Source organism: Mesorhizobium alhagi CCNWXJ12-2, assembly GCF_000236565.1.
In the GTDB taxonomy this organism is placed as follows: Bacteria; Pseudomonadota; Alphaproteobacteria; order Rhizobiales; family Rhizobiaceae; genus Allomesorhizobium; species Allomesorhizobium alhagi.
Genome location: NZ_AHAM01000094.1, coordinates 1 through 21,082, shown reverse-complemented (window position 1 = coordinate 21,082; position 21,082 = coordinate 1). Strand labels below are relative to the sequence as shown.

Sequence of the window (21,082 nt, the reverse complement as noted above, 5' to 3'; positions counted from 1 at the left end):
CCCGCCGCGGGCGGGGTGGCCTATGTGTCGGGCGTATTCGATCCCTACCTCGGCGGCCCCGATGCAAAAATGGCTTCCGCTCCGGTTCCCGAGGCATCCGAAACGCCGGCCCCGGGCGCAACCCAGGCCAATCCCAAGATGGCGAGGCTACCTCAGCCTCCAGGCGCAAATGTTCCCGCCGGTGAAGCTCCTGTTGCCGGAAAGTCCGCGCAGGAAGTCCTGCCGCCATCCTTCGATGTGGTTCGTGTCGAGGGCGATGGTTCGATCGTAATCGCCGGCAAGGCTGTAGCGGATGCAACGGTCGAGATCGTTACCGGCGCACGCGTCATCGGCAACGCGGTGGCCGGGCCTGACGGCGACTTCGCGGTGGTGATCGACGAGCCGCTGAAACCTGGCGGATACCAGATCGTGCTTCGCTCTACCGCCCCCGACAAAGTTGTCGCCACATCGCTGGAAACCGCCGTCGTATCCATTCCCGAAAAGCCGGACGGTCAGGTGCTTGCGCTGGTGGAGAAGCCGGGCGAGCCGAGCAAGCTGATTACCGTCCCGGAGCCGCAGCCCGCGCCGCCCTTGAGTGGCGATGCCGCTGCGCCGGAAGCGCCGGCCTCGGCCGGGACTGCGCCGGCGGCTCCAGAGAAAAAGCCCACGAGCGACGAACCCGAGGCGTCCACATCGGCTGAGGCGAAAGCCCCCGCTGAGGAAACGCCGCCGGCCGAGCAACCGGCTGCGGCGCGGGCGCCCGCTGAGGAAGCGCCGTCGCCCGAGGAACAGGTTGCGGCGCAAGAGGCCGAGACGGCGCCAACCGAAGTCAAGCCAGGCGAGCCGGAAGAACAGGTTGCGGCGGCAAAGCCCGACCAGGAACCGGTCGAACTCAAGCCGACCGCGCCTTCCGGCGAGCCGCAGGTCGCGGTCGAGGCAGTGGAGATCGAGGGCCGCAAGATTTTTGTCGCTGGTGTAGCCGATTCGGGCCGCAAGGTCCGCGTCTATGCGAACGACATTTTGCTGGGCGACGCCGATGCCTCGCCGAGCGGCCGCTTCCTGATCGAGACGGAGCGCGACCTGCCGGTCGGCGACTACATCATTCGTGCCGACGCGCTGGAGCCGGACGGCGTAAAAGTCGCCGCGCGCGCGGCCGTGCCGTTCGAGCGCGAGGAGGGCGAAAATCTTGCCGCGGTGGCGCCATCCGTCACGCCGCCGCAGACGACTGCGCCACAGGTCGAGACGCCTGCCGCCGACGGAGAGCAGTCCGCCGCAACTGCTCCAGATGCGGCGGAGCCACAGTCCGCGCCTGACGCCCCGAAACCGGCAGAGCCGCAGACGGCCCCCTCCGCTGAGAATGCGGCCAGGCCATCCGCTTCCACCGAAACACAAGCTTCCACGGAATCGCCGGCATCCGGCGATGCATCTGCGTCGGCCGATGTGCCGTCCGCACCAGACGCAACGCCGTCAACCACGCCTCCTGACACGGCCGATGCTTCTCCGCCCGCTTCGGGTACCGAGGCTCCACAGCCCGCCGCTCCTCCGAGCGAAACCGCAGAAGCGGATGCACCGTCAACTCAGCCTACGGAGCAGCCTGGCGAATCGGCCACCGCCCCGGCCGGTAGCACGACCGCACCTGCTTCGGAATTGACGCCGCCTGCTTCCGCAGAGGCTGAGACGGCGAAACCTGCGACCAATGCCGAAGTCGCGGCTATGCCCGAGGGGACGCAGCTAGCGCCGAAACTCGAAAGTGTGCCCGGCGCCGTCATTATCCGCCGCGGCGACTCGCTGTGGCGGATTTCGCGCCGCGTCTATGGGTTGGGCGTGCGCTACTCGACGATTTATCTGGCCAATCAGGAACAGATCAGCGATCCCGACCGGATCTGGCCGGGGCAGGTGTTCAAGGTTCCGGAAAAGACCAGCGAAGGCGAGGAAGCCGACATGAAGGCCGTCGGCGAGCAGGCGGTCCCGACCACTATCCAATAATTGCCGCCAGTCCTTGCCGTTCAAAGCTCCATCGTCTATCGTCGATATACGATGAACGTTTCTCCTTCCGCCGATTTCAACGAATGTGGGTCCGCGTCCGCCAAGGCGCTGGCGGCGAAACTCGCGGCCCTGTCGCACCCGGCCAGAATTGAAATCCTGAAGCATCTTTCCGGCAACCGCGCCTGCTGCTGCAAGGACGTCGTCCAGCAACTGGATCTGGCGCAATCGACGGTATCGCAGCATCTGAAGGTGTTGGTCGAGGCAGGGCTGGTGCGGTTTTCGGCGGAACGTCAGCGCTCGCTTTACGAGATCGACCGCGAGGCTTTGGCTGGCATCTCCGCCTCCGTAGCCGGCCTCGTCGACACCTGCTGTTCCAGCCGGCCTACATAATCCCGAAAGTCGCGGACTTTCCGGCAGGACCATGCCCGCTGACAAATCAAAGGCAATGACTTAGTGGCAAAAACCGTTTCCGCAGGCTCGACCTTCAGCACCCTGCTCAATTTGTGGCCCTATATGTGGCCCGCCGACCGCCCTGATTTGAAGGCGCGGGTGGTATGGGCGACGGTGTTCCTGGTCGTCGCAAAGCTCGTGCTTGTGGCGGTGCCGTATTTCTTCAAGTGGGCGACCGACGCGCTGGTGGGCGACGCCAAGGCGCCGCCGCCTCTGCCAGACTTCATGCTCGCGCCGGTGGCGCTGGTCATCGCCTACAATTTCGTGCGTATCGTGCAGGTCGGGTTCAACCAGTTGCGCGACGCGCTGTTTGCACGCGTCGGCCAGCATGCGGTCCGCCAGCTTGCCTACCGCACCTTCGTGCACATGCATGATCTGTCGCTGCGCTTTCATCTGGAGCGGCGTACCGGCGGTCTGTCGCGAATCATCGAGCGCGGCACCAAGGGCATCGAAACCATAGTCCGCTTCACCATCCTGAACACTGTACCGACGGTGCTCGAATTCGCGCTGACGGCGGTCATCTTCGCGCTCGCCTATGGCTGGATCTACGTGCTGGTCGTCGCCGTCACAGTGGCGGCCTATACCTGGTTCACCGTCTGGGCGAGCGATTGGCGCATCGCCATCCGCCGCGAGATGAACGACAGCGACACCGACGCCAACACCAAGGCGATCGACTCGCTGCTCAATTTCGAAACGGTGAAATATTTCAACAACGAGCGCATGGAGGCACAGCGCTTTGACCGCTCCATGGCGCGCTATGAGGCCGCCGCGACGAAAACCTGGACATCGCTCGGCTGGCTGAACTTCGGGCAGGGCGTGATCTTCGGCGGCGGCATGGTCATAGTGATGTGCCTTTCCGCCCTCGAAGTCATGGCCGGAACGCAGACGATCGGCGATTTCGTATTCATCAACGCAATGCTGATGCAGCTTTCGGTGCCGCTCAACTTCATCGGCTTCATCTACCGCGAAATCCGCCAGGGTCTCACCGATATCGAGCAGATGTTCGACCTCCTGGACGTGAAGCAGGAAGTGGTCGACCGGCCAGGAGCAAAGCCGCTGGCTGTCACCGAAGGCAAGGTCGAGTTTCGCGACGTACATTTCTCCTACGACGCCAACCGTCAGATCCTGAAGGGCGTCAGCTTCGAGGTTCCGGCGGGCAAGACCATCGCCATCGTCGGGCCATCCGGGGCTGGCAAGTCGACCGTCTCGCGGCTTCTGTTCCGCTTCTACGACATACAGAGCGGGGCGATCCTGATCGACGGGCAGGATATTCGCGACGTGACGCAGGAGAGCCTGCGCGCCGCGATCGGCATGGTGCCGCAGGACACGGTGCTGTTCAACGACACCATCGCCTACAATGTCCGGTACGGCCGAACCGACGCGACCGACGAAGAGGTGCAGAAGGCCGCCGAACTCGCGCAGATCGGCGGGTTCATAGAGAGCCTGCCGGGCGGCTACGAATCCATGGTCGGCGAACGAGGGCTGAAGCTGTCGGGCGGCGAGAAGCAGCGTGTGGCGATCGCCCGCACCATCCTCAAGGCGCCGCCGATCCTGATGCTCGACGAGGCGACTTCGGCGCTCGACACCCATACCGAGCAGGAGATCCAGGCCGCGCTCGACATGGTCAGCCGCGGGCGTACGACCATCGTTATCGCCCATCGCCTTTCCACAGTGATTTCCGCGGACGAGATCATCGTGCTCAAGGACGGGCAGATCGCGGAGCGCGGCACCCATGCCGACTTGCTGCTCCAAAGGGGGCTGTACGCCTCAATGTGGGATCGCCAGCGCGAGGCCACCGAGGCCGAGGAGCGACTGCGCATCGCCAGGGAAGCCGATGAATTCGGTGTGGTGGTTCGCCGCCGCACCGCCGAACTGTAACCTCCCGGGCCAAGCCGGGATTGCCGCGTTGCGGCGGGCTGTGCTTTCGGCTAAGCAGACCGCATTCAATCGGAGCCGCCTAGCGCGATGAGCCTCGTCGACACCGTCAAGAACGTTTTCGTGCCGATACACCGCGAAGGCTATCCGTTCATCGGCGCTTTCGCAGGCGCCACGCTGATCCTTGGGCTGTTCTCGACGAGCCTGTTCTGGATCGGGCTTATCCTGACCGGCTGGTGCGCCTATTTCTTCCGCGATCCCGAACGCGTCACGCCGGTCGACGACCGGCTGGTGATCAGCCCTGCCGACGGCGTTGTTTCGGCCGTAGGGCCGGCGGTTCCGCCGCGCGAACTCGGCCTCGGAACGGGCGAGATGACGCGGATTTCTGTGTTCATGAACGTCTTTTCCTGCCATGTGAACCGCTCGCCGGTACGTGGCCGCATCACCCGTATCGAGCATCGGCCGGGCAAGTTCCTCAACGCCGAATTGGACAAGGCGAGCAGCGAGAACGAGCGCAACGGCCTCGTCATCGAAAGCCCCAACGGCACCGTCGCCGCCGTGCAGATCGCCGGGCTGGTCGCAAGGCGCATCGTCTGCTTCGCCGAGGCGAACGGCAATGTCGCGGTCGGCGAGCGCATCGGCCTGATCCGCTTCGGGTCCCGGGTCGATGTGTTCCTGCCGCTCGACGCAACCCCGCGCGTGGCGGTCGGGCAGACGGCTGTCGCCGGCGAAACGGTGGTCGCCGAATTCGGCGACGGCGCGGCCACGCCGCTGGTGCGGGTATCGTAGTGGCCACTCCCTTCCAGCCATTCGAGCCACATGGGCGGGGCGGACCTCGCATCCGCGAGATCCCGCTGCGCATGGTGCTGCCCAACCTGATCACCGTGCTGGCGATCTGCGCCGGCCTCTCCGGGATCAGGCTGGCCTTCGAACACCGGTTCGAGACCGCGGTGGTCATGGTTCTGGTTGCGGCCTTCCTCGACGGCATAGACGGCCGCGTCGCGCGGATGCTCAAGGCGACATCGAAATTCGGCGCGCAGATGGATTCGCTGGCCGACATCGTCAATTTCGGCGTAGCGCCGGCGCTGGTGCTCTACGCCTATCTGCTCGACCGGGCCGGCTCGCCCGGCTGGATAGCCGCGCTGCTGTTCGCCATCGCCTGCGGGCTGAGGCTGGCGCGCTTCAACGTGCTCGACGAGGATCTGGAGCGACCGGCCTGGCAGGCCGAATATTTCGTCGGCGTGCCGGCTCCTGCAGGCGCGGTGATCGTGCTTCTCCCCGTCTATCTGGTCTTCATCGGCGCCATCGAACCCGGCCGCACGGTTGCGTTCATCAGCTCCGGCTTCACCGTCCTTATCGCCATCCTGCTGGTCAGCCGGCTACCGATCTATTCCGGCAAGAAATTCAGGATTCCCGGCGACAAGGTGCTGCCGGGGATACTGGCTGTGGTGTTCTTCGTGTTGTTGTTGTCGACCTACACTTGGGAGACGCTGGCGGTTTCGGTGATCGCCTATCTGCTGTTCCTGCCGCTCAGCGCGCGCGCTTATTCGCGGCGGGCAGCGCTCGAGGAGGCGAAGGCCGCCGAGCCTTCGCCGGAGTGATCACGCCGCGGCGCTGAGCCCCAACCGCTCGAGCGCCAAGTGCCGCGCCGACGCATAATCGGTCTTGCCCGATCCGAGCACCGGGATTTCCGCGACCTTGACGATATCCTGCGGCACCATCAGTTCGGCAGCGCCCGCCTTCTTGCCGTATTGGCGCAGTGTGTTGGGATCGGCGTCGCCCGCCGTGGTGACCAGCACGATGCGCTCGCCGCGGCGCTTGTCGGGTACCGAGACGACCGCATGCTGCTTCTCCGGCCACAGCGACTGCACCAGCATTTCGACCGCGCCCAGCGAGACCATCTCACCTGCGATCTTGGCGAAGCGCTTGGCGCGGCCGCGAATGGTGATGTAGCCGTCGCGGTCGACCGAGACGATGTCACCGGTGTCGTGCCAGTCGCCTGCTAGCGGCTGCAATTCGCCGGGCCGGTCGGCGGTCATGTAGCCGAGCATGATATTGGGGCCGCTGAGCAACAGGCGGCCGCCCTCCGCGACGCCTTTCACCGGCTCCAGCCGCATGCGCATGCCCGGCAGCAGTCGGCCGACCGTGCCCTCGCGGCTGTGCGTCGCGGAATTGACGGCGACGACGGGCGCTGCCTCGGTCAGCCCGAAGCCCTCGAGGATCTCCGCGCCAAAGCGCTCACGCCATAAGCGGCGGGTCTCGCTTCTGACACTTTCGGCTCCGGAAACGGCGAAGCGTAGGCTCGAGAAATCACCGTCGCCGGCGGTCCTGGCATAGGCCGACAGGAAGGTGTCGGTGCCGAACATGAAGGTTGGCCGAGCCTTTGCCGCGACTTCCGGAATGAGCTTGTAGTGCAGCGGCGAGGGGTAGAGGAACAGTTTTACGCCGCTGACGAGCGGCAGGACGGTCCCGCCGGTCAGCCCGAACGAGTGGAAGACCGGCAGCACGTTCAGAAGCTTGTCCTGCGGCGAAATCGAGATTCGCGCCTCGACCTGCGCAGCATTGGCGAGCAGATTGCGGTGCGACAGCACGACGGCCTTCGGTGTGCCCTCGGAGCCCGAAGTGAACAGGATCACCGCCGGTTTGCCGGAATTCTCCTGCACGGCCAACGGCCGCCGCCATTGCAGGGCGGCGGTGAATTTTTCAAGCGGGCTCACGCTGTCGCGCAATTCCTCCAGCCAGACGAACGTTGCGCCGCCCGCCTCGGCGGCCTCGACGATATCGTCAAGCCCGGCCTTGGCGATGAACGCGCGAGAAGAGACGACGGTCCGGATAAGCGCCGTGCGCACCGCCGTGGTGACGCTGGCCGCGCCGGCCGTATAGTTGATCATCGCGGCGACGCGGCCTGCAGACGTCAAGGCGAGCAGCGACAGCACCACGCCGTTGGCGTTGGGCAGAAGGATTCCGACGGCTTCGCCGGGCGCGGTGGAAGCGGAAAGGCGGCGGCCGAGCACACGCGCGCCTATGAACAGGCGCTTATAGCTCATCGAGCCGCTGACCACGTCCTCGATGATCGGATGGGCCGACCCGTAACGGTCGGCGGCGTCGCGGATGGCCACGAACAGCGTGCGGTCAGGATCGGCGGCGGCGAAGCGGGCTTCCGCCACGCGGTCGAAAAGCGCGGTCGAAGCGGACGCTGACTGTGCGCCCGACCGGACCGTCAGTTCGGCGATGCTCATCGGCGGCAGCGTTGTGATCGAGAGGCGCGGAAACAGCCGGCGCGGCGCTTCTTCGGCTGGCGTCAGCGAGAAGGGCAGATGCCGCGCGCCGGCGACGAAGACAGGCACAATCCGGGCGTCGGCCTGCATGGCTATGCGCGCCACCGCGCGGTAGAGGCGGAACGATTTTACGTCCGGCGCGATATTATCGGGAATATACACTGCCAGCCGGCCATTGCCTTTCAGGACGCGCACCAGGCGGCGGCTGACGAAAACATGCTCGGCATTGAAGGCGATGGTGCGGGAAAGCTCGCGCCACGGCTCGAGCCAGGGCGATTTCGCCGACCATTCGTCGAGGATGTGCAGCGTGTTTTCAGGCAGCAGCGCCAGCATCAGCGCCGGGTCGAGGCGCGACTGGTGCGTCACCACATAAATGACAGGCCGGAGAGTCTTGTGGGCCTCGCGCACCGCCCGGTCCTCGATGCGATAGGCGAGCTTCAGCGGCGCGTAGAGCAGGGCCTGATGCAGGGTGAGGCCAAGGCGCAGCTTCTGCAGCAGGGCGAAAGCGACGTAGGCAAGCGCAAGTGCGAGCAGAGCAAGGCTGATCAGGATCATGCCGCAACCTCCCAACGCATTGTCTCGCCGCCACCAGACATCGCGACTGAGAAAACTAGACGAAGCTGGCGGAACGTCAATGCGCTGTCTCCTGGGAGTGGATGGCGCGTTTATCTTCGCCCGGGGAGATAAACACACTTCTCCGTTGCCACGCCCGCTTTCGCGTCTGGCCATTGAGGGAGGAGTCGGGATGCGGGGCGCGAGGCCAACGCCTTCCTAATTTTTATACGTGGCGCGAACTTCGCGCCCCGCCGGTGATTTTTCAGCCCCCCGTTTCCCAGCCTGCGGACCTGCCGACATGCGTCGGTGGTTTGCCGTGCCAGCGCGAGCGATATACGGCGCCTCGTGCCCGTCTTAGCGGACAGTCGTGGAAACTCTGGACGACCTTCCGCTTCCGCGGCCACGTTAGCCGCTTTCCCGGAACACCGGTTCCTCCCCGCAAATCACCGTCATGACCGGCGTTCCCGCAGGAGAAACTGCCGATGAGGATAAGGGAGGGACAAGGGGGTGTGGACAAATACAGACGCGAAAATTTTGGAGCCGGCTGTTATGCCATTGTTCCGCAACAGTTCTTTTTTGCGAACGGGCCGGAACGGGGTTGGATTTGTCCACAGTTGGGGAGGTGCAGGCGGCACGGTGGGGGAATTTGGGTTTCCGTCCGCCGAAGGGCGGCTTTGCGGACAAGCGACCGTCCTGCGTCAAGACGTTGTGGTCCGACGATTGAGGTTGGCAAACCACTATGCTTCCTTAAGCTTGAAGGAGTTTAGCGATGCCCAGAGCCGTAATTGTTGGGGGGACCGGACAGATCGGCCTCGCAACGCTACGTCGCCTGGTTGGTGATGGCTTGGGCGTGACCGTTGTAAGCCGCCACGCCACAGCTCTGCCGGACGGCTGTCGCCACATTGAAGCCGACGCCCGCGACGTTGAGAGATTGGGGGCCGTGGTCGGCCCTGACACAGACCTTCTGTTGTCCTGCGTAGCCTTCGACGCGGCCGATGCGGAATGCCTCGCTCGGGCCGGACGTAAAGCGGGACGTATCGTGGCGATTTCGAGCGCGAGCGTCTATCGCGACGACGAGGGTCGAACTTTGGATGAGGCGTCCGAATGCGGCTTTCCTGCATTCCCCGTGCCATTGACCGAGGAAAGCCCGACCGTCGCTCCCGGGCCGGAAACTTATTCGACGCGCAAGATCGCGATGGAGAAGGCGCTTCTGGACGGCTCGTCGTGCCCGGTGACGATCTTGCGGCCCTGCGCCATCCACGGGCCGGAAAGCAAGCACGCGCGCGAATGGTGGTTTGTGAAAAGGTTGCTGGATGGCAGGACGGCCATTCCCTTGGCCTACGGCGGTCAAAGCCGCTTTCAGACCACGTCCGCCGCCGCCATTGCCGATGCCGTGATGGAAGCGGTGGCCGGAAACCTGCCGGCGGTCGCCAATGTTTCCGACGCCGATTGCCCGACCGTTGCCGAGATCGGTCGCGCGATCATGGATGTGATGGATGGACGAGCGGAACTCGTCGGCTTGCCTGACGCACCGACACATCCGCCCAAGCTTGGTGCAACGCCGTGGTCAGTCCGCCTGCCGATGGTGTGCTCCGCTGCGGCGACCGCGGAAGCGACCTATGCACAGTCCGTAGGACCGGCAGTCAGGTGGCTTGTCGACAATGTCCGGAGCGAGAATTGGCGCGAGCGCCTGCCGCAACTCGCAGCGTATCACAACGATCATTTCGACTACCAAGCCGACGAGCGCGCACTGCAGTTGCCGGGGGCAGCATCGCTGGCCGCCTGATTGGGGCCACGGCTGCCCGGGGGCAGCATCGCTGGCCGCCTGATTGGGGCCACGGCTGTCTAGAGCTTCCACCCAGTCACTCGTTGTCACTAAAGCGACAGGATTGGGTCGAAGGCAGTCTTTGGTGGCCGTTGCCGCTCTTCCCCAAAGAAAAAGCCGGCCTTGCGGCCGGCTTGAGTAATTCGGACGGGCGAGGGGGGTTTGGGCATGGGGACAGCCCGTCCGTGCGACTACAACAGGCGACGGAGAAGAAGGTTCCAACAAAAAATCAATTTTTATTCGCGGCGATGCATTTTTTTGAATGAGCCGTTCCGGCGCGTGCCAGAGCGAGGTCACGGCCCGCATGTGCAAAGACCGCCAAGAGCACGACAGCGCCGCCAACCAGGCTTGCGGCGGGTGGAAATTCGGTCAGGAACAGCCAGCCGAACAGTATCGCGAAGGGCACTTCGGCCGAGCCTAGCAGGCCGGCTTCGGCGGCTGGGATAAGCCTCGAGCCCTCGGTCCAGAGCACGGAGGCGAGCGCGAAGGATGCGCCGAAGGCGGCTAGCAGGATGGCGTCGCGCTGGGAGACGGCCAGCGGGTCGGTGACGAACCAGCCGAGCCCGAAGAGGAGGAAGGCCGACACCGCGCCGGCCCAGACCACCGGCGTGTCGCGGAACTTGCGGATCAGCACCATGTAGAGCGCGCTGCCGAGCGTCATCAGCAGAGCCAGGCCGTCGCCGAACGGCTGGCCGGTGCCGATGCCGGAAAACACCATGAGGCCGACGCCCGCCAGCGACAGAGCGGCCGCCAGCATGGTTTGCGAGCGGACTTTTTCGCGCACCAGAAGCCAGCCGAGCAGCGCCGCAACGAAGGGCGCGGTTGCATAGATGATCGCGACATTGGCGACATAGGTGTTCTTGAAGGCGGCGATGAAGGCGACGCTGGCGGCTGCCCCGACCGCCGCCATCAGCCAGCCGCGCCAGCCGAGCCTGAGCGGCCGTGGCGATGCCTCGCGGGAGCGCCGCCAGAACACATAGGCCGCTATCAGCAGCGCGCCGACCAGCCCGCGCCAGCAATTGATGGTCAGCGGATCGGTATGGATCGATTTTGTGAGAACACCCGCCAAGCCGAAGACGGCGGCCGAGCACGCGACCAGCGCGATGCCGAGCATCCGTCCCGTCTGTTCGTCAAGCCCCGGCGTCATGCCTTCACCCGTTTGATTACCCAACATCTACAGGAGCGGTGCTGACAGCGGCCTGTCAGCAACTGTGTCAAACCGCGCGTTTGCGGAAATGTTCGGTGGCGATGATGATCAGGCCGGCCGAAAAGATCAGCGCGGCGCCGATGAACACTTCGCGCCGCGCAATGTCGCCCCAGATCAGGTAACCGAGCAGGAAGGACCAGACCAGCGAGGTATATTCGAATGGCGCGATGATGGAGACCGGCGCGCGCTTCATGCCCTCGAAGAGGGCGAATTGCGCCAGGCCGCCGAGCGCGCCGACCCCGACCAGCAGCAGCCATTCGCCGCCAGCCGGCGTCTGCCATAGGAAGAGCAGCGGGATGCCGGCGATGACGAGGAAGAAGCCGTTGTTGAGGACGATCTGGATCAGCGTCCTTTCCTGCATGGCGATCTTGCGCAGGAGCACGATCGATAGCGCCCACAGGAAGGCGGCGGCGAGCACCAGCGCCACCGGCAGCGACAGGCCGAGCCGGGCTGGGTCGCAGGCGATGAAGACGCCTGCGAAGCCGACAAGCACGGCGATCCATCTGGCCAGCGGCACGTCCTCGCCGAGGACAAAGATGGAGAGCACGGTGACGATGATCGGGGCGGCGAAATAGATCGTGGTCAGCTCGGCAAGCTGCAGGTCCCTTGCCGCGGTGTAGTAGCAGAGCCAGGCCGCAAGGATGATGAAGCTGCGCAAGAGCATCGGCCTGACAATCGGCGAGCGCAGCGATTCTTCGAAGAGCTTGCGGCCGCCGATGACGGCGCAGGCTGCGAGGATGGTGGCGCTGCGGAAGAACAGGATCTGCCAGACGGTGATGGCTGTCACCAGAAGCTTGATCGACGCGTCCTGCAGGGAAAACAGGAAATAGGCGAGGCTGGTGAGCACGATGCCCGCATAGACCCGTTCGCGCGTGTCGAGAATGACGGCGTTGGCCATGCGGCTGTATTCCTAGGGCGTTCGAGGGGCGAGGGCTGCTCTCGCGGAAGCAGCTATAGGGCTGCCGCGACGGGGCAAGCAGCGCCAGCCGAAGGCGAGCGTTGGCGCAGGGAATGCGGGGGAATCGAAGCCCCCGACAACTTCAATCCGGCCAAAAAACTCTCTCTGGCCGTACGTCCGAAAAGTCTGCAACTTTTCGGGATCATGCTCTAGCATGCAGCCCAAACTGAAGGAGGACAGGCAATGGATGCAGCGGAACTGAAGTCGGTGCAGGGGCCGCTGAAGCAGGCCTATCGCGACGATGCGCAAAGCGCGGTGATAACGCTGCGCGCCAAAGGCTCGATCGACGACCAGGCGATCGCCTGCAAGGTCGAAACCGGGCGGGCGATCGCGGTGGCCGGGCTGCATCCGGCGACCGGCGGCTCGGGGCTCGAACTCTGCTCCGGCGACATGCTGCTGGAGGCGCTGGTGGCTTGCGCAGGCGTGACGCTGAAGGCGGTGGCGACCGCACTGGAATTCCGGCTCGACGGCGCCAAGGTGGAGGCCGAGGGCGACCTCGATTTTCGCGGCACGCTGGGCGTTGCCAAGGACGCGCCGGTCGGCTTTCGCTCGATACGGCTGCGTTTCGAACTCGACACCGACGAACCGCAGGATCGCATCGACACGCTGATCAAGCTGACCGAACGCTATTGCGTGGTGTTCCAGACCATCAACCAGAAGCCGGAACTGTTGGTGACGGCCGAGCCGCACCGGCCGGCCGCACGGATGTGAAGCATCGGGTCAGTTGGTGGCGAAACAGTAGAGCAGTCCGTCGCCGCCGGTGCCCCTGAGCGCCTCCTGGCTGCAGCCGCCGCGCGAGGCATGCGAAGAGTTCCATGACTTGGCCGCCGCGGAATCGTCGAGGCCCATGCGGTCGTGATGGCCGACCATGGCGGCCCCTTCCGCGCCGCCGAGCGTCCAGTCGCCGCAGGTCTGGTCGGCAGCCACCGTGCCGTCGGGCATCGAACCAGTCAATATGTCGTGCCGGTTGGGCTGGTCGCCGCGGCCGCTGACCACCTCGCCTTTTTCGTTGAGCGCCGTTTCCTTGGTGATGGCGTTGGCGTCGCTGTGCAGCGAGGCGACATCGTCGGCGATCTTTTCGCCCTTGGCGTTGAACCACGGCCCGGAGCCGATGCGGTCTTTTGCATTCTCGGTGCTGGTCGAGAGATAGGCGCGCCAGGTCTTGCCGCTCGAGCCGGCGGCCTCGGCGAGACTCTGGCAATGGGCGTCGGCGCCGTCCAGCCCGCCGAGATTGGCGCCGTTGCCGGGGCCCTGGCTGGTGACGAAGAAGCTCATCGCATTGTCCTGCGCGGCGGCGAGCGAGATTGTCGCTGCGAACGCCGCGGACGCAAGAAGGAGACTGCGTTTCATGAAAATCCTCCCGGGATGCAACCCGCCCGGGAGAAAACTAGGGCTGCCCTCGGAGGCGGGCCAATCACAAGCCCGTGTTGGCCGAAGCGCTATTCGGGCATCCGGTATGTGACGAAGCGCTCTTGACGCGCCTCATATCGCAGCCCTGTTTCCGTAAGCGACGGGCTGGCCAGCGGAATGATCCTGGCGGCGATTTCGGCCGGGGTGGGCAGCGTCTCGGGGTTCTCGCCCGGAAAGGCCTGGGCACGCATGGCGGTGCGCGTTCCGCCGGGATTGACGCAATTGATCCTGAGCGGCAGGTTTTTGGTCTCGTCGGCCCAAGAGCGGGCGAGCGCCTCGACGGCGGCCTTGGAGGCGGCGTAGGGCGCCCAGAAGGCGTTGGCCGAATGCGCCGCGCCCGACGACATGATGATGGCGCGGCCGGCGTCGGACAGGCGCAGCAGCGGATCGACCGAGCGGATCAGCCGCCAGGTGGCGGTGACGTTCACCGCCATGACCTTCTCGAAGACCTTCGCCTCGACATGGCCGATCGGCGCGATGACGCCGAGGATGCCGGCATTGGCGACTAGGATGTCGAGCTTTTTCCAGCGCTCATGGATCGCGCCGCCGAGCCGGTCGATGCCGGCCATGTCCGTGAGGTCGAGCGGCACCAGCGTCGCCTCGCCCTTGCCGGTGCGGGCGTTTTCGGCCTTGATCTCGTCGTCGAGCTCTTCCAGGCCGCCGACCGTGCGGGCGACAGCGACGACATGCGCGCCCGCCGCCGCCATCTGCTTTGCGATGTGATAGCCGATGCCGCGCGACGCGCCGGTGACGAGGGCGACGCGGTCGGTGAGGTCGGGGGTGGGGATCATGCGGGCATCCAGTTCGGGCCGATCGGAAACCGGCACCAGATAGGACTTATTTGCCGCGAACGGAACCCTGGAATACAGATTCGCAAGTCCGACCTGAGTCTCGACACGCGGAATCTTCGGCGGCCGATGTCGGAAACGCGCGTTGCCCAGCGTCCTAGATGCAAATGAACATCGTTGGAGAATTGGACCCATGAGCAAGACCGTTGCAATCCTCGTCGCAAGACTGATCTTCGCCGGCCTTTTCGCAATGGCGGCGAGCTTCAAGTTCGCCGGAATGTCGGATACGGCCGGTTACATCGCGGCGGCTGGATTTCCGTTTCCGCTGCTTCTGGCATGGCTCGCCGCGATCTTCGAAACCGCGCTCGTGCTGGCCTTCCTGACCGGTGCGTTTTTCTCGGAAGCCGCGTTGCTCGCCGGGGTGTACGTGATTTTCCTAGGCTTCGCCTTCCACGGCCCGTCACATTGGGAGGGGCCTCAAGGCCAATACGAGTTCGGCTTCTTCGTCGACCACTTCACCTTCCTGGCGGGACTTCTTTACGCGGCCGTTCACGGGCCGGGAGAGCGGCTGGCCGTGCATCGCGGGTTCATCCGGAAGGGCGAGGCTGCTCCTGCGCGCGGCTGAGCTAGAGCGCCAACTTGTGAAATGCGGAAGCTTGAACTTTTATTGTGCGTCCTTCGAGGCTCGCTTCGCTCGCACCTCAGGATGAGGGACGGAGGTGCACCGCCCCAAATTCTGTCATGCCGACGTTTTAGAGTTGGGGATCGAGCCGCCAGCCTCCCTCATCCTGAGGTGCGACCCTGAGCCGCGAGCTTGCGAGCGGTCGAAGGGGAGCCTCGAAGGACGCACCAAATATCTACTGCCCGCCGCCCGCGAGCAACGAGAGCGTCCGGACATTGTCGGCGCCTTCGTGGTCGAGCAGGCGGGTCGGGTATTCGGCCGTGAAGCAGGCGTCGCAGAACTGCGGCTGGTCGTTCTCGCGGCGCGCCTCGCCGACGGCGCGATAGAGCCCGTCGATCGACAGGAAGCCGAGCGAATCGACGCGAATGAATTCGGCCATTTCCTCGACCGACATGCGCGAGGCCAGGAGCTTCGCCGTCTCCGGTGTGTCGACGCCGTAGAAGCAGGAGGAGCGCGTCGGCGGCGAGGCGATGCGCATATGCACTTCCTTCGCGCCGGCATCGCGCACCATCTGCACGATCTTCTGGCTGGTGGTGCCGCGCACGATCGAATCGTCGACCAGCACCACGCGCTTGCCCTCGATCATGCGGCGGTTGGCGTTGTGCTTGAGCTTGACGCCCATGTGGCGGATCGAATCGGTCGGCTGGATGAAGGTACGGCCGACATAGTGGTTGCGGATGATGCCGAGCTCGAAGGGCAGGCCGGCAGCCTGGGCAAAGCCGATCGCGGCCGGCGTACCCGAATCGGGCACCGGCACCACGATGTCGGCGTCGACAGGGTTCTCGATGGCGAGTTCCATGCCGATGCGCTTGCGCACGTCATAGACATTGCGGCCTTCGACCGACGAATCCGGCCGGGCGAAATAGACATATTCGAAGATGCAGAAGCGCGGCTTCTGCTTTTCGAAAGGAAATACGCTTTCGATGCCCTTGGCGGTGACAACAACCATCTCGCCGGGTTTCAGATCGCGCACGAAGCGTGCGCCGATAATGTCGAGGGCGCAGGTCTCGGAGGCGAGGATCCAGGCGCCGTCGAGATCGCCGAGCACCAGCGGGCGGATGCCGAGCGGATCGCGGCAGCCGATCATCTTCTTGGAGGTGAGCGCCACCAGCGAGAACGCGCCCTCGAGTGTGCGGACAGCCTCGATGAAGCGCGAGTTGACGTCCTTCTCGCGGCTGGTGGCGACGAGGTGCAGGATGGTCTCGGTGTCCGAGGTCGAGGAGAAGATCGCGCCCTGCTTCTGCAGGGTGCGCTGGACGGTCATGGCGTTGGTGATGTTGCCGTTGTGGGCGACGGCAAAGCCGCCATCGGCGAGTTCGGCAAACAGCGGCTGGACATTGCGAATGCCGGAGCCGCCGGTGGTGGCGTAACGCGTGTGGCCGATGGCGCGGGTGCCCTTCAGGCTTTCGATGACGCGAGGCTTGGTGAAGGTGTCGCCGATCAGCCCGACATGGCGTTCGACGTGGAATTGCGTGCCGTCATAGGAGACGATGCCCGCCGCCTCCTGGCCGCGGTGCTGCAAAGCGTGCAGGCCGAGCGTTACGATCGCAGCGGCGTCCTGCCGGCCGAAAATGCCGAACACGCCGCATTCGTCGTGAAAATGATCGTCGGCCTCTGCGGAGAGGAGTTTATCTGCGTCAACCATCGGGCCGCGGTCCAGTGTCGGAAAACCGTCATATAAGGTAACAGTGCCGGCAATGCCACCGGCAAATCGGGATGGCTGTGTTGCAGCTTGGATTTTCGCCGTTCCTTGACGCAAATAGTTCACCGGCCTAACTTGGCGGTGCTGCTGTAGGACGCATCGGCACAGCCGGAGGGGCACTGCCCGCCTACGACAATGTCCACCGTAGCGCGCCCTATGCCAAATATCGAAAACCTCAGGAAGCAAGCCAAGCAATACCTGCGATGGCACCGTGACAGGCATTATCCCGTCGCGTTTCAAATCAGCTCGGTTCTGGATCGCTTTCGCGGCTTGCCCGACAGCGAAGTCCTGAAAATGGATTTCAAGCTTACCGATGCGCAGGAGCTTGTCGCCAAACAGTATGGGTTCGAGAGTTGGCCGGCCCTGATCAAGGCAATGAAGCCCATGACCACAACAGCTTCCACCGTTAGCAAGGCCGTCATCGTGGCGGCAGAGCCGCAACTCTTCGTCGCCAATATCGAAGTCGCCTGCGACTTCTACGTCCGCAAGCTAGGTTTCAAAATCGCATTTTCCTACGGAAAACCGCCGTTCTACGCTCAGGTCGCGCGCGACGGCGCCCGCCTGAATTTGCGAAAGGTCGCCGGACCTGTGTTCGACAGCGGATTCCGGGGCAGGGAGCGCGATGCGCTTTCTGCAGTGCTTACCCTCAATGACGCCAAGCCGCTCTTCCTCGAGTTTCAGACGGCCGGCGTCACATTTCACCAGACCTTGAGGACTGAACCATGGGGCTCCCGCACGTTCATCATTCAGGATCCGGATGAGAACCTGATTGGGTTCGCAGGAGCACCTACGCGGTGATCAGCGCATAGTCAGGCCGCCCTCAAGATGGAGCGGTCGGCTCCGATGTGAACACGCGTTGCGAGGGAACGGCGGCGGTCCGAACGTCACCGAGCTTGGCAAACTAGCTATTGCGCGGGGGGCGGCGCTTCCTCTGCAGGTGCTTCCCCGGCGGGCGCTTTCCCGGCGGGCGCAGTCTCCGTCGGAGCGGCGTCGGCCGCGGGCGGCTCGGCGGCCGGAGGCGCTTCGGTTCCCGCCTCGGGAGCCTCATCGACCTGCAATCGCTTCAGGATCGAATTTTCCGGATCGTCGGGCAGCATCGATTCCAGCGTGCCGCCAATCGATTCGAGCAGCGGGCGGGACTTGGCCTCGGAGATCCAGGCCGGCGGGTTGGTCCCGACCAGCCAGTTGAAGAACAGCAGACCGACCGCCACCACCAGAATGCCGCGCGCCGCGCCGTAGAGGAAACCCAGCGTGCGGTCGAGTGCGCCGACGCGGCTGTCGATGATGAAATCGGCGATCTTCATGGTGATGACAGTGACGACGATCAGCGCGACGATGAAGACGATGCCGGCCGCCGCCGCCATGGCGAGCTGCTCATTGTCGATATAGGGCTGCACATAGGGCAGCACCGGCCTGTAGAAGAAGAACGCAGCCGCGGCGGCCGCCGCCCAGGATGCTATCGACAGGACCTCGCGGGAAAAGCCGCGCACCATGGCAAGCATGGCCGAAACCAGCGTGAAGCCGACGAGAATTCCGTCAAGCAGCGTTATCGGCATTGTGTTCCCACTCCATCTACCGGTGTGTGATATCAGGTGACGCCGGCCTGCAAATGGCGGCATTCAGATTATCCACACACTCCTCACCGGTCGCGGCCGGTTCAGTCTTCCGCGTTCCGGCGCAATGTGCCCGCGATGCGCACCACCAGATCGGTGAGCGTTTCGGGCTGAAAAGCGCCGAATCCGTTTCCCCCGGAAATTTCCTCGCTGCCGCGCGGCAGAACCGCTTGTCCAAACCCCAGCTTTTCCGCTTCCTTGAGCCGCTGCTGCGCATGCGCAACCGGCCTGATGGCGCCCGAAAGGCTGATTTCGCCGAAATAGACGCAATCGGCGGGAAGGGCAATACCGGTGAGCGAGGAAACCAGGGCGGCGGCGACGGCGAGATCGGCTGCGGGCTCGGTGATGCGGTAGCCGCCGGCGACGTTCAGATAGACATCATGCGTGGCGAAACGCACGCCGCAATGGGCTTCGAGCACCGCGAGGATCATGGACAGCCGAGCCGAATCCCAGCCGACCACGGCGCGCCGAGGCGTGCCGAGCGGCGAGGGCGCTACCAGCGCCTGGATCTCGACCAGAACCGGCCGCGTGCCTTCCATGCCGGCGAAAACCGCCGCGCCCGGCGATTTCGCGTGGCGCTCGCCGAGGAACAGCTCGGACGGATTGGACACTTCGCGCAGCCCCTTGTCGGACATCTCGAAGACGCCGATCTCGTCGGTCGGGCCGAAGCGGTTCTTTACCGTGCGCAGGATGCGGTAGTGGTGGCCGCCTTCTCCCTCGAAATAGAGCACAGCGTCGACCATGTGCTCGACGACGCGGGGACCGGCGATCTGGCCCTCCTTGGTGACGTGGCCGACCAGCACGACCGCAGCACCGGTCGACTTGGCATAGCGGATCATCGCCTGCGCGGCCGATCGAACCTGGGTGACAGTACCCGGCGCCGAATCGGCCATGTCGGTCCACAGGGTCTGGATGGAATCGAGGATGAGGAGGTCGGGGCGGCGGCCGTCTGCGACGGTAGCGAGAATGTCCTCGACATTGGTTTCTGCGGCGAGCTCGACCGGGGTATCGGCGACGCCGAGCCGCTGGGCGCGTAGCCTGATCTGGGCCACGGCCTCTTCGCCCGAGACGTAGACGATGCGGTGGCCCTTGGCGGCGAGGGCGGCGGCGGCCTGCGTCAGAAGCGTCGATTTGCCGATGCCGGGATCGCCGCCTACGAGCAGCGCCGAGCCGCGGACGAAGCCGCCGCCGGTGGCGCGGTCGAGCTCGCCGATGCCGGAAGCGATACGCGGCGCGTCCTCAATGTCGCCCGACAGGGTGGTGAGCACGACTGCGCGGCCCTTGCGCGCGCTGCGCATGGCGGCCGGGCCGCTGCCAATGCCGCCATTGGTGCCTTCCTCGACGAGCGTGTTCCACTCGCCGCACGCGTCGCACTTGCCGGCCCAGCGCTGATGCACCGAGCCGCAATTCTGGCAGATGAACTGGATGCGGGATTTAGCCACGATGTCCCGTCCCTTCGAGGGGAGGGCTGCCGCGTAGCGCCGGGGTGGGGGTGACACCCCATTTCGTTCTGCAACGACCCCCCTCTGGCCTGCCGGCCATTTCCCCCTCAAGAAGGGAGATCGGCTGTCGCAATCGTTTTCGCCAATCTTCGAGGCCGCAAGAAGAGCGACGGCGTTGAAGCTGCCAATCTCCCCCCTTGAGGGGGAGATGGCCGGCAGGCCAGAGGGGGGTCGTTGGAGAGGAAGAGCAGACCAACAAACTACTCATACCGTTCCGGCAGATGATGCTCTTCCGCCAGGTCGGAGAAGCGGGTGAACTCGCCGGTGAAGGCCAGGGATACGGTGCCGGTCGGGCCGTGACGCTGCTTGGCGATGATGACTTCGGCCTTGCCGCGCACCTCGTTCATGTCGGTTTCCCACTGGGTATATTCGAGCGTGCCGGGCTTCGGCTCCTTGTTCTTGAGGTAATATTCCTCGCGGTAGACGAAGAGGACCACGTCAGCATCCTGCTCGATGGAGCCGGATTCGCGAAGGTCGGAGAGCTGCGGGCGCTTGTCGTCGCGGCTTTCGACCTGTCGCGAGAGCTGCGACAGTGCGATGATGGGAACGCCGAGTTCTTTTCCCAGCGCCTTCAGGCCGGTTGTGATCTCGGTGATTTCCTGCACGCGGTTCTGCGAGGCCTTGGCGGAAGAGCCCTGCATGAGCTGGATATAGTCGATGACGATGACGTCGAGGCCGCGCTGGCGCTTCAGCCGGCGTGCGCGCGCCGCAAGCTGTGCGATCGAGATGCCGCCGGTCTGGTCGATGAACAGCGGGATCTTCTGCATGGTCTGCGAGCAGGCGACCAGCTTTTCGAAATCGGTCTCGGTGATCTCGCCGCGGCGAATCTTCGAGGACGGGATTTCGGTCTGCTCGGAAATGATGCGGGTGGCGAGCTGCTCGGACGACATTTCGAGAGAGAAGAACCCGATGACGCCGCCATTGGCGGCCTTGAACGAGCCGTCCGCCTGCTGCGCCGGCTCGTAGGGATGGGCGATGTTGAAGGCGATGTTGGTGGCGAGCGAGGTCTTGCCCATGCCGGGACGGCCAGCGAGCACGATCAGGTCGGAAGGCTGCAGCCCGCCCATGCGGCGGTCGAGATCGCGCAGGCCGGTAGCGATGCCGGAAAGATGTCCGTCGCGCATATAGGCGGCATTGGCCATGTCGACCGCGGTCTTCACCGCGTCGGTGAAGCTTTCGAAACCGCCATCGTAGCGCCCGGTTTCGGCAAGCTCGAACAGGCGGCGCTCCGCATCCTCGATCTGGTCGGAGGGCGACATGTCGACGGGCGCG

Annotated in this window: 18 protein-coding genes; 9 read left to right on the top strand and 9 right to left on the bottom strand. The window is 64.6% G+C overall.

The window, feature by feature from the left end; translation table 11 throughout:
• The first annotated feature begins 69 nt into the window (after window positions 1–69).
• From MAXJ12_RS11735 to pssA, 5 genes are all read left to right on the top strand, one after another.
• Window positions 70–1,965, top strand: coding sequence for a LysM peptidoglycan-binding domain-containing protein (locus MAXJ12_RS11735; protein WP_244421483.1), 1,896 nt, complete (start codon window positions 70–72; stop codon window positions 1,963–1,965).
• A gap of 51 nt (window positions 1,966–2,016) precedes the next feature.
• Entirely contained in the window at window positions 2,017–2,355 is a 339-nt protein-coding gene (locus MAXJ12_RS11730; protein ID WP_008836076.1) for an ArsR/SmtB family transcription factor, read from the top strand.
• A gap of 63 nt (window positions 2,356–2,418) precedes the next feature.
• A complete protein-coding gene (locus MAXJ12_RS11725) occupies window positions 2,419–4,293 on the top strand; it encodes an ABCB family ABC transporter ATP-binding protein/permease (protein ID WP_008836075.1) in 1,875 nt (624 codons plus the stop codon).
• Between the two features lie 87 nt (window positions 4,294–4,380).
• Complete coding sequence (locus tag MAXJ12_RS11720) at window positions 4,381–5,079, top strand: phosphatidylserine decarboxylase (protein WP_008836074.1); 699 nt, start codon at window positions 4,381–4,383, stop codon at window positions 5,077–5,079.
• Window positions 5,079–5,891, top strand: coding sequence for a CDP-diacylglycerol--serine O-phosphatidyltransferase (pssA, locus tag MAXJ12_RS11715; RefSeq protein WP_040585935.1), 813 nt, complete (start codon window positions 5,079–5,081; stop codon window positions 5,889–5,891). The genes MAXJ12_RS11720 and pssA overlap by 1 nt, the downstream gene beginning before the upstream one ends.
• Here the strand turns inward: pssA and MAXJ12_RS11710 are convergent, their stop codons facing one another.
• The gene (locus MAXJ12_RS11710) at window positions 5,892–8,120 is read right to left on the bottom strand and encodes an AMP-binding protein (RefSeq protein WP_040585941.1); all 2,229 of its coding nucleotides are present in this window, start codon (window positions 8,118–8,120) and stop codon (window positions 5,892–5,894) included.
• Window positions 8,121–8,892: 772 nt separating this feature from the next.
• On the opposite strand from MAXJ12_RS11710, the gene MAXJ12_RS11705 reads away from it, so the two are divergent.
• Window positions 8,893–9,909 carry an NAD-dependent epimerase/dehydratase family protein gene (locus tag MAXJ12_RS11705; RefSeq protein ID WP_040585933.1) on the top strand — a complete coding sequence of 339 codons (1,017 nt, stop codon included), beginning with the start codon at window positions 8,893–8,895 and terminating at the stop codon, window positions 9,907–9,909.
• A 268-nt stretch (window positions 9,910–10,177) separates the two neighbouring features.
• Here the strand turns inward: MAXJ12_RS11705 and MAXJ12_RS11700 are convergent, their stop codons facing one another.
• Together MAXJ12_RS11700 and MAXJ12_RS11695 are read right to left on the bottom strand one after the other, a co-directional pair.
• A complete protein-coding gene (locus tag MAXJ12_RS11700) occupies window positions 10,178–11,095 on the bottom strand; it encodes a DMT family transporter (protein WP_040585931.1) in 918 nt (305 codons plus the stop codon).
• Between the two features lie 67 nt (window positions 11,096–11,162).
• Window positions 11,163–12,053, bottom strand: coding sequence for a DMT family transporter (locus MAXJ12_RS11695; protein ID WP_008836069.1), 891 nt, complete (start codon window positions 12,051–12,053; stop codon window positions 11,163–11,165).
• 243 nt (window positions 12,054–12,296) lie between these two features.
• Between MAXJ12_RS11695 and MAXJ12_RS11690 the strand changes: the two genes are divergently transcribed.
• Complete coding sequence (locus MAXJ12_RS11690; RefSeq protein ID WP_008836068.1) at window positions 12,297–12,824, top strand: OsmC family protein; 528 nt, start codon at window positions 12,297–12,299, stop codon at window positions 12,822–12,824.
• Between the two features lie 9 nt (window positions 12,825–12,833).
• Here MAXJ12_RS11690 and MAXJ12_RS11685 read toward each other — a convergent pair whose 3' ends face one another.
• Window positions 12,834–13,463 carry a hypothetical protein gene (locus MAXJ12_RS11685; protein ID WP_008836067.1) on the bottom strand — a complete coding sequence of 210 codons (630 nt, stop codon included), beginning with the start codon at window positions 13,461–13,463 and terminating at the stop codon, window positions 12,834–12,836.
• A gap of 89 nt (window positions 13,464–13,552) precedes the next feature.
• The gene (locus tag MAXJ12_RS11680; protein WP_040585938.1) at window positions 13,553–14,314 is read right to left on the bottom strand and encodes an SDR family NAD(P)-dependent oxidoreductase; all 762 of its coding nucleotides are present in this window, start codon (window positions 14,312–14,314) and stop codon (window positions 13,553–13,555) included.
• Window positions 14,315–14,504: 190 nt separating this feature from the next.
• On the opposite strand from MAXJ12_RS11680, the gene MAXJ12_RS11675 reads away from it, so the two are divergent.
• Window positions 14,505–14,936 (top strand): DoxX family protein, encoded by a 432-nt coding sequence (locus tag MAXJ12_RS11675; RefSeq protein WP_008836065.1) that lies wholly within the window; start codon window positions 14,505–14,507, stop codon window positions 14,934–14,936.
• 232 nt (window positions 14,937–15,168) lie between these two features.
• Here MAXJ12_RS11675 and purF read toward each other — a convergent pair whose 3' ends face one another.
• Window positions 15,169–16,638 (bottom strand): amidophosphoribosyltransferase, encoded by a 1,470-nt coding sequence (gene purF, locus MAXJ12_RS11670; protein ID WP_008836064.1) that lies wholly within the window; start codon window positions 16,636–16,638, stop codon window positions 15,169–15,171.
• Between the two features lie 213 nt (window positions 16,639–16,851).
• Between purF and MAXJ12_RS11665 the strand changes: the two genes are divergently transcribed.
• A complete protein-coding gene (locus tag MAXJ12_RS11665) occupies window positions 16,852–17,493 on the top strand; it encodes a VOC family protein (protein ID WP_008836063.1) in 642 nt (213 codons plus the stop codon).
• 107 nt (window positions 17,494–17,600) lie between these two features.
• Here MAXJ12_RS11665 and MAXJ12_RS11660 read toward each other — a convergent pair whose 3' ends face one another.
• From MAXJ12_RS11660 to MAXJ12_RS11650, 3 genes are all read right to left on the bottom strand, one after another.
• Window positions 17,601–18,251: a CvpA family protein gene (locus MAXJ12_RS11660; RefSeq protein ID WP_008836062.1), complete on the bottom strand. Its 651-nt coding sequence runs from the start codon at window positions 18,249–18,251 to the stop codon at window positions 17,601–17,603.
• 101 nt (window positions 18,252–18,352) lie between these two features.
• Window positions 18,353–19,750, bottom strand: a complete 1,398-nt coding sequence (radA, locus tag MAXJ12_RS11655) for a DNA repair protein RadA (protein WP_008836061.1) — start codon at window positions 19,748–19,750, stop codon at window positions 18,353–18,355.
• A gap of 260 nt (window positions 19,751–20,010) precedes the next feature.
• Window positions 20,011–21,082: replicative DNA helicase (locus MAXJ12_RS11650; RefSeq protein ID WP_008836060.1), on the bottom strand; the 1,072-nt coding region annotated here is incomplete at its 5' end.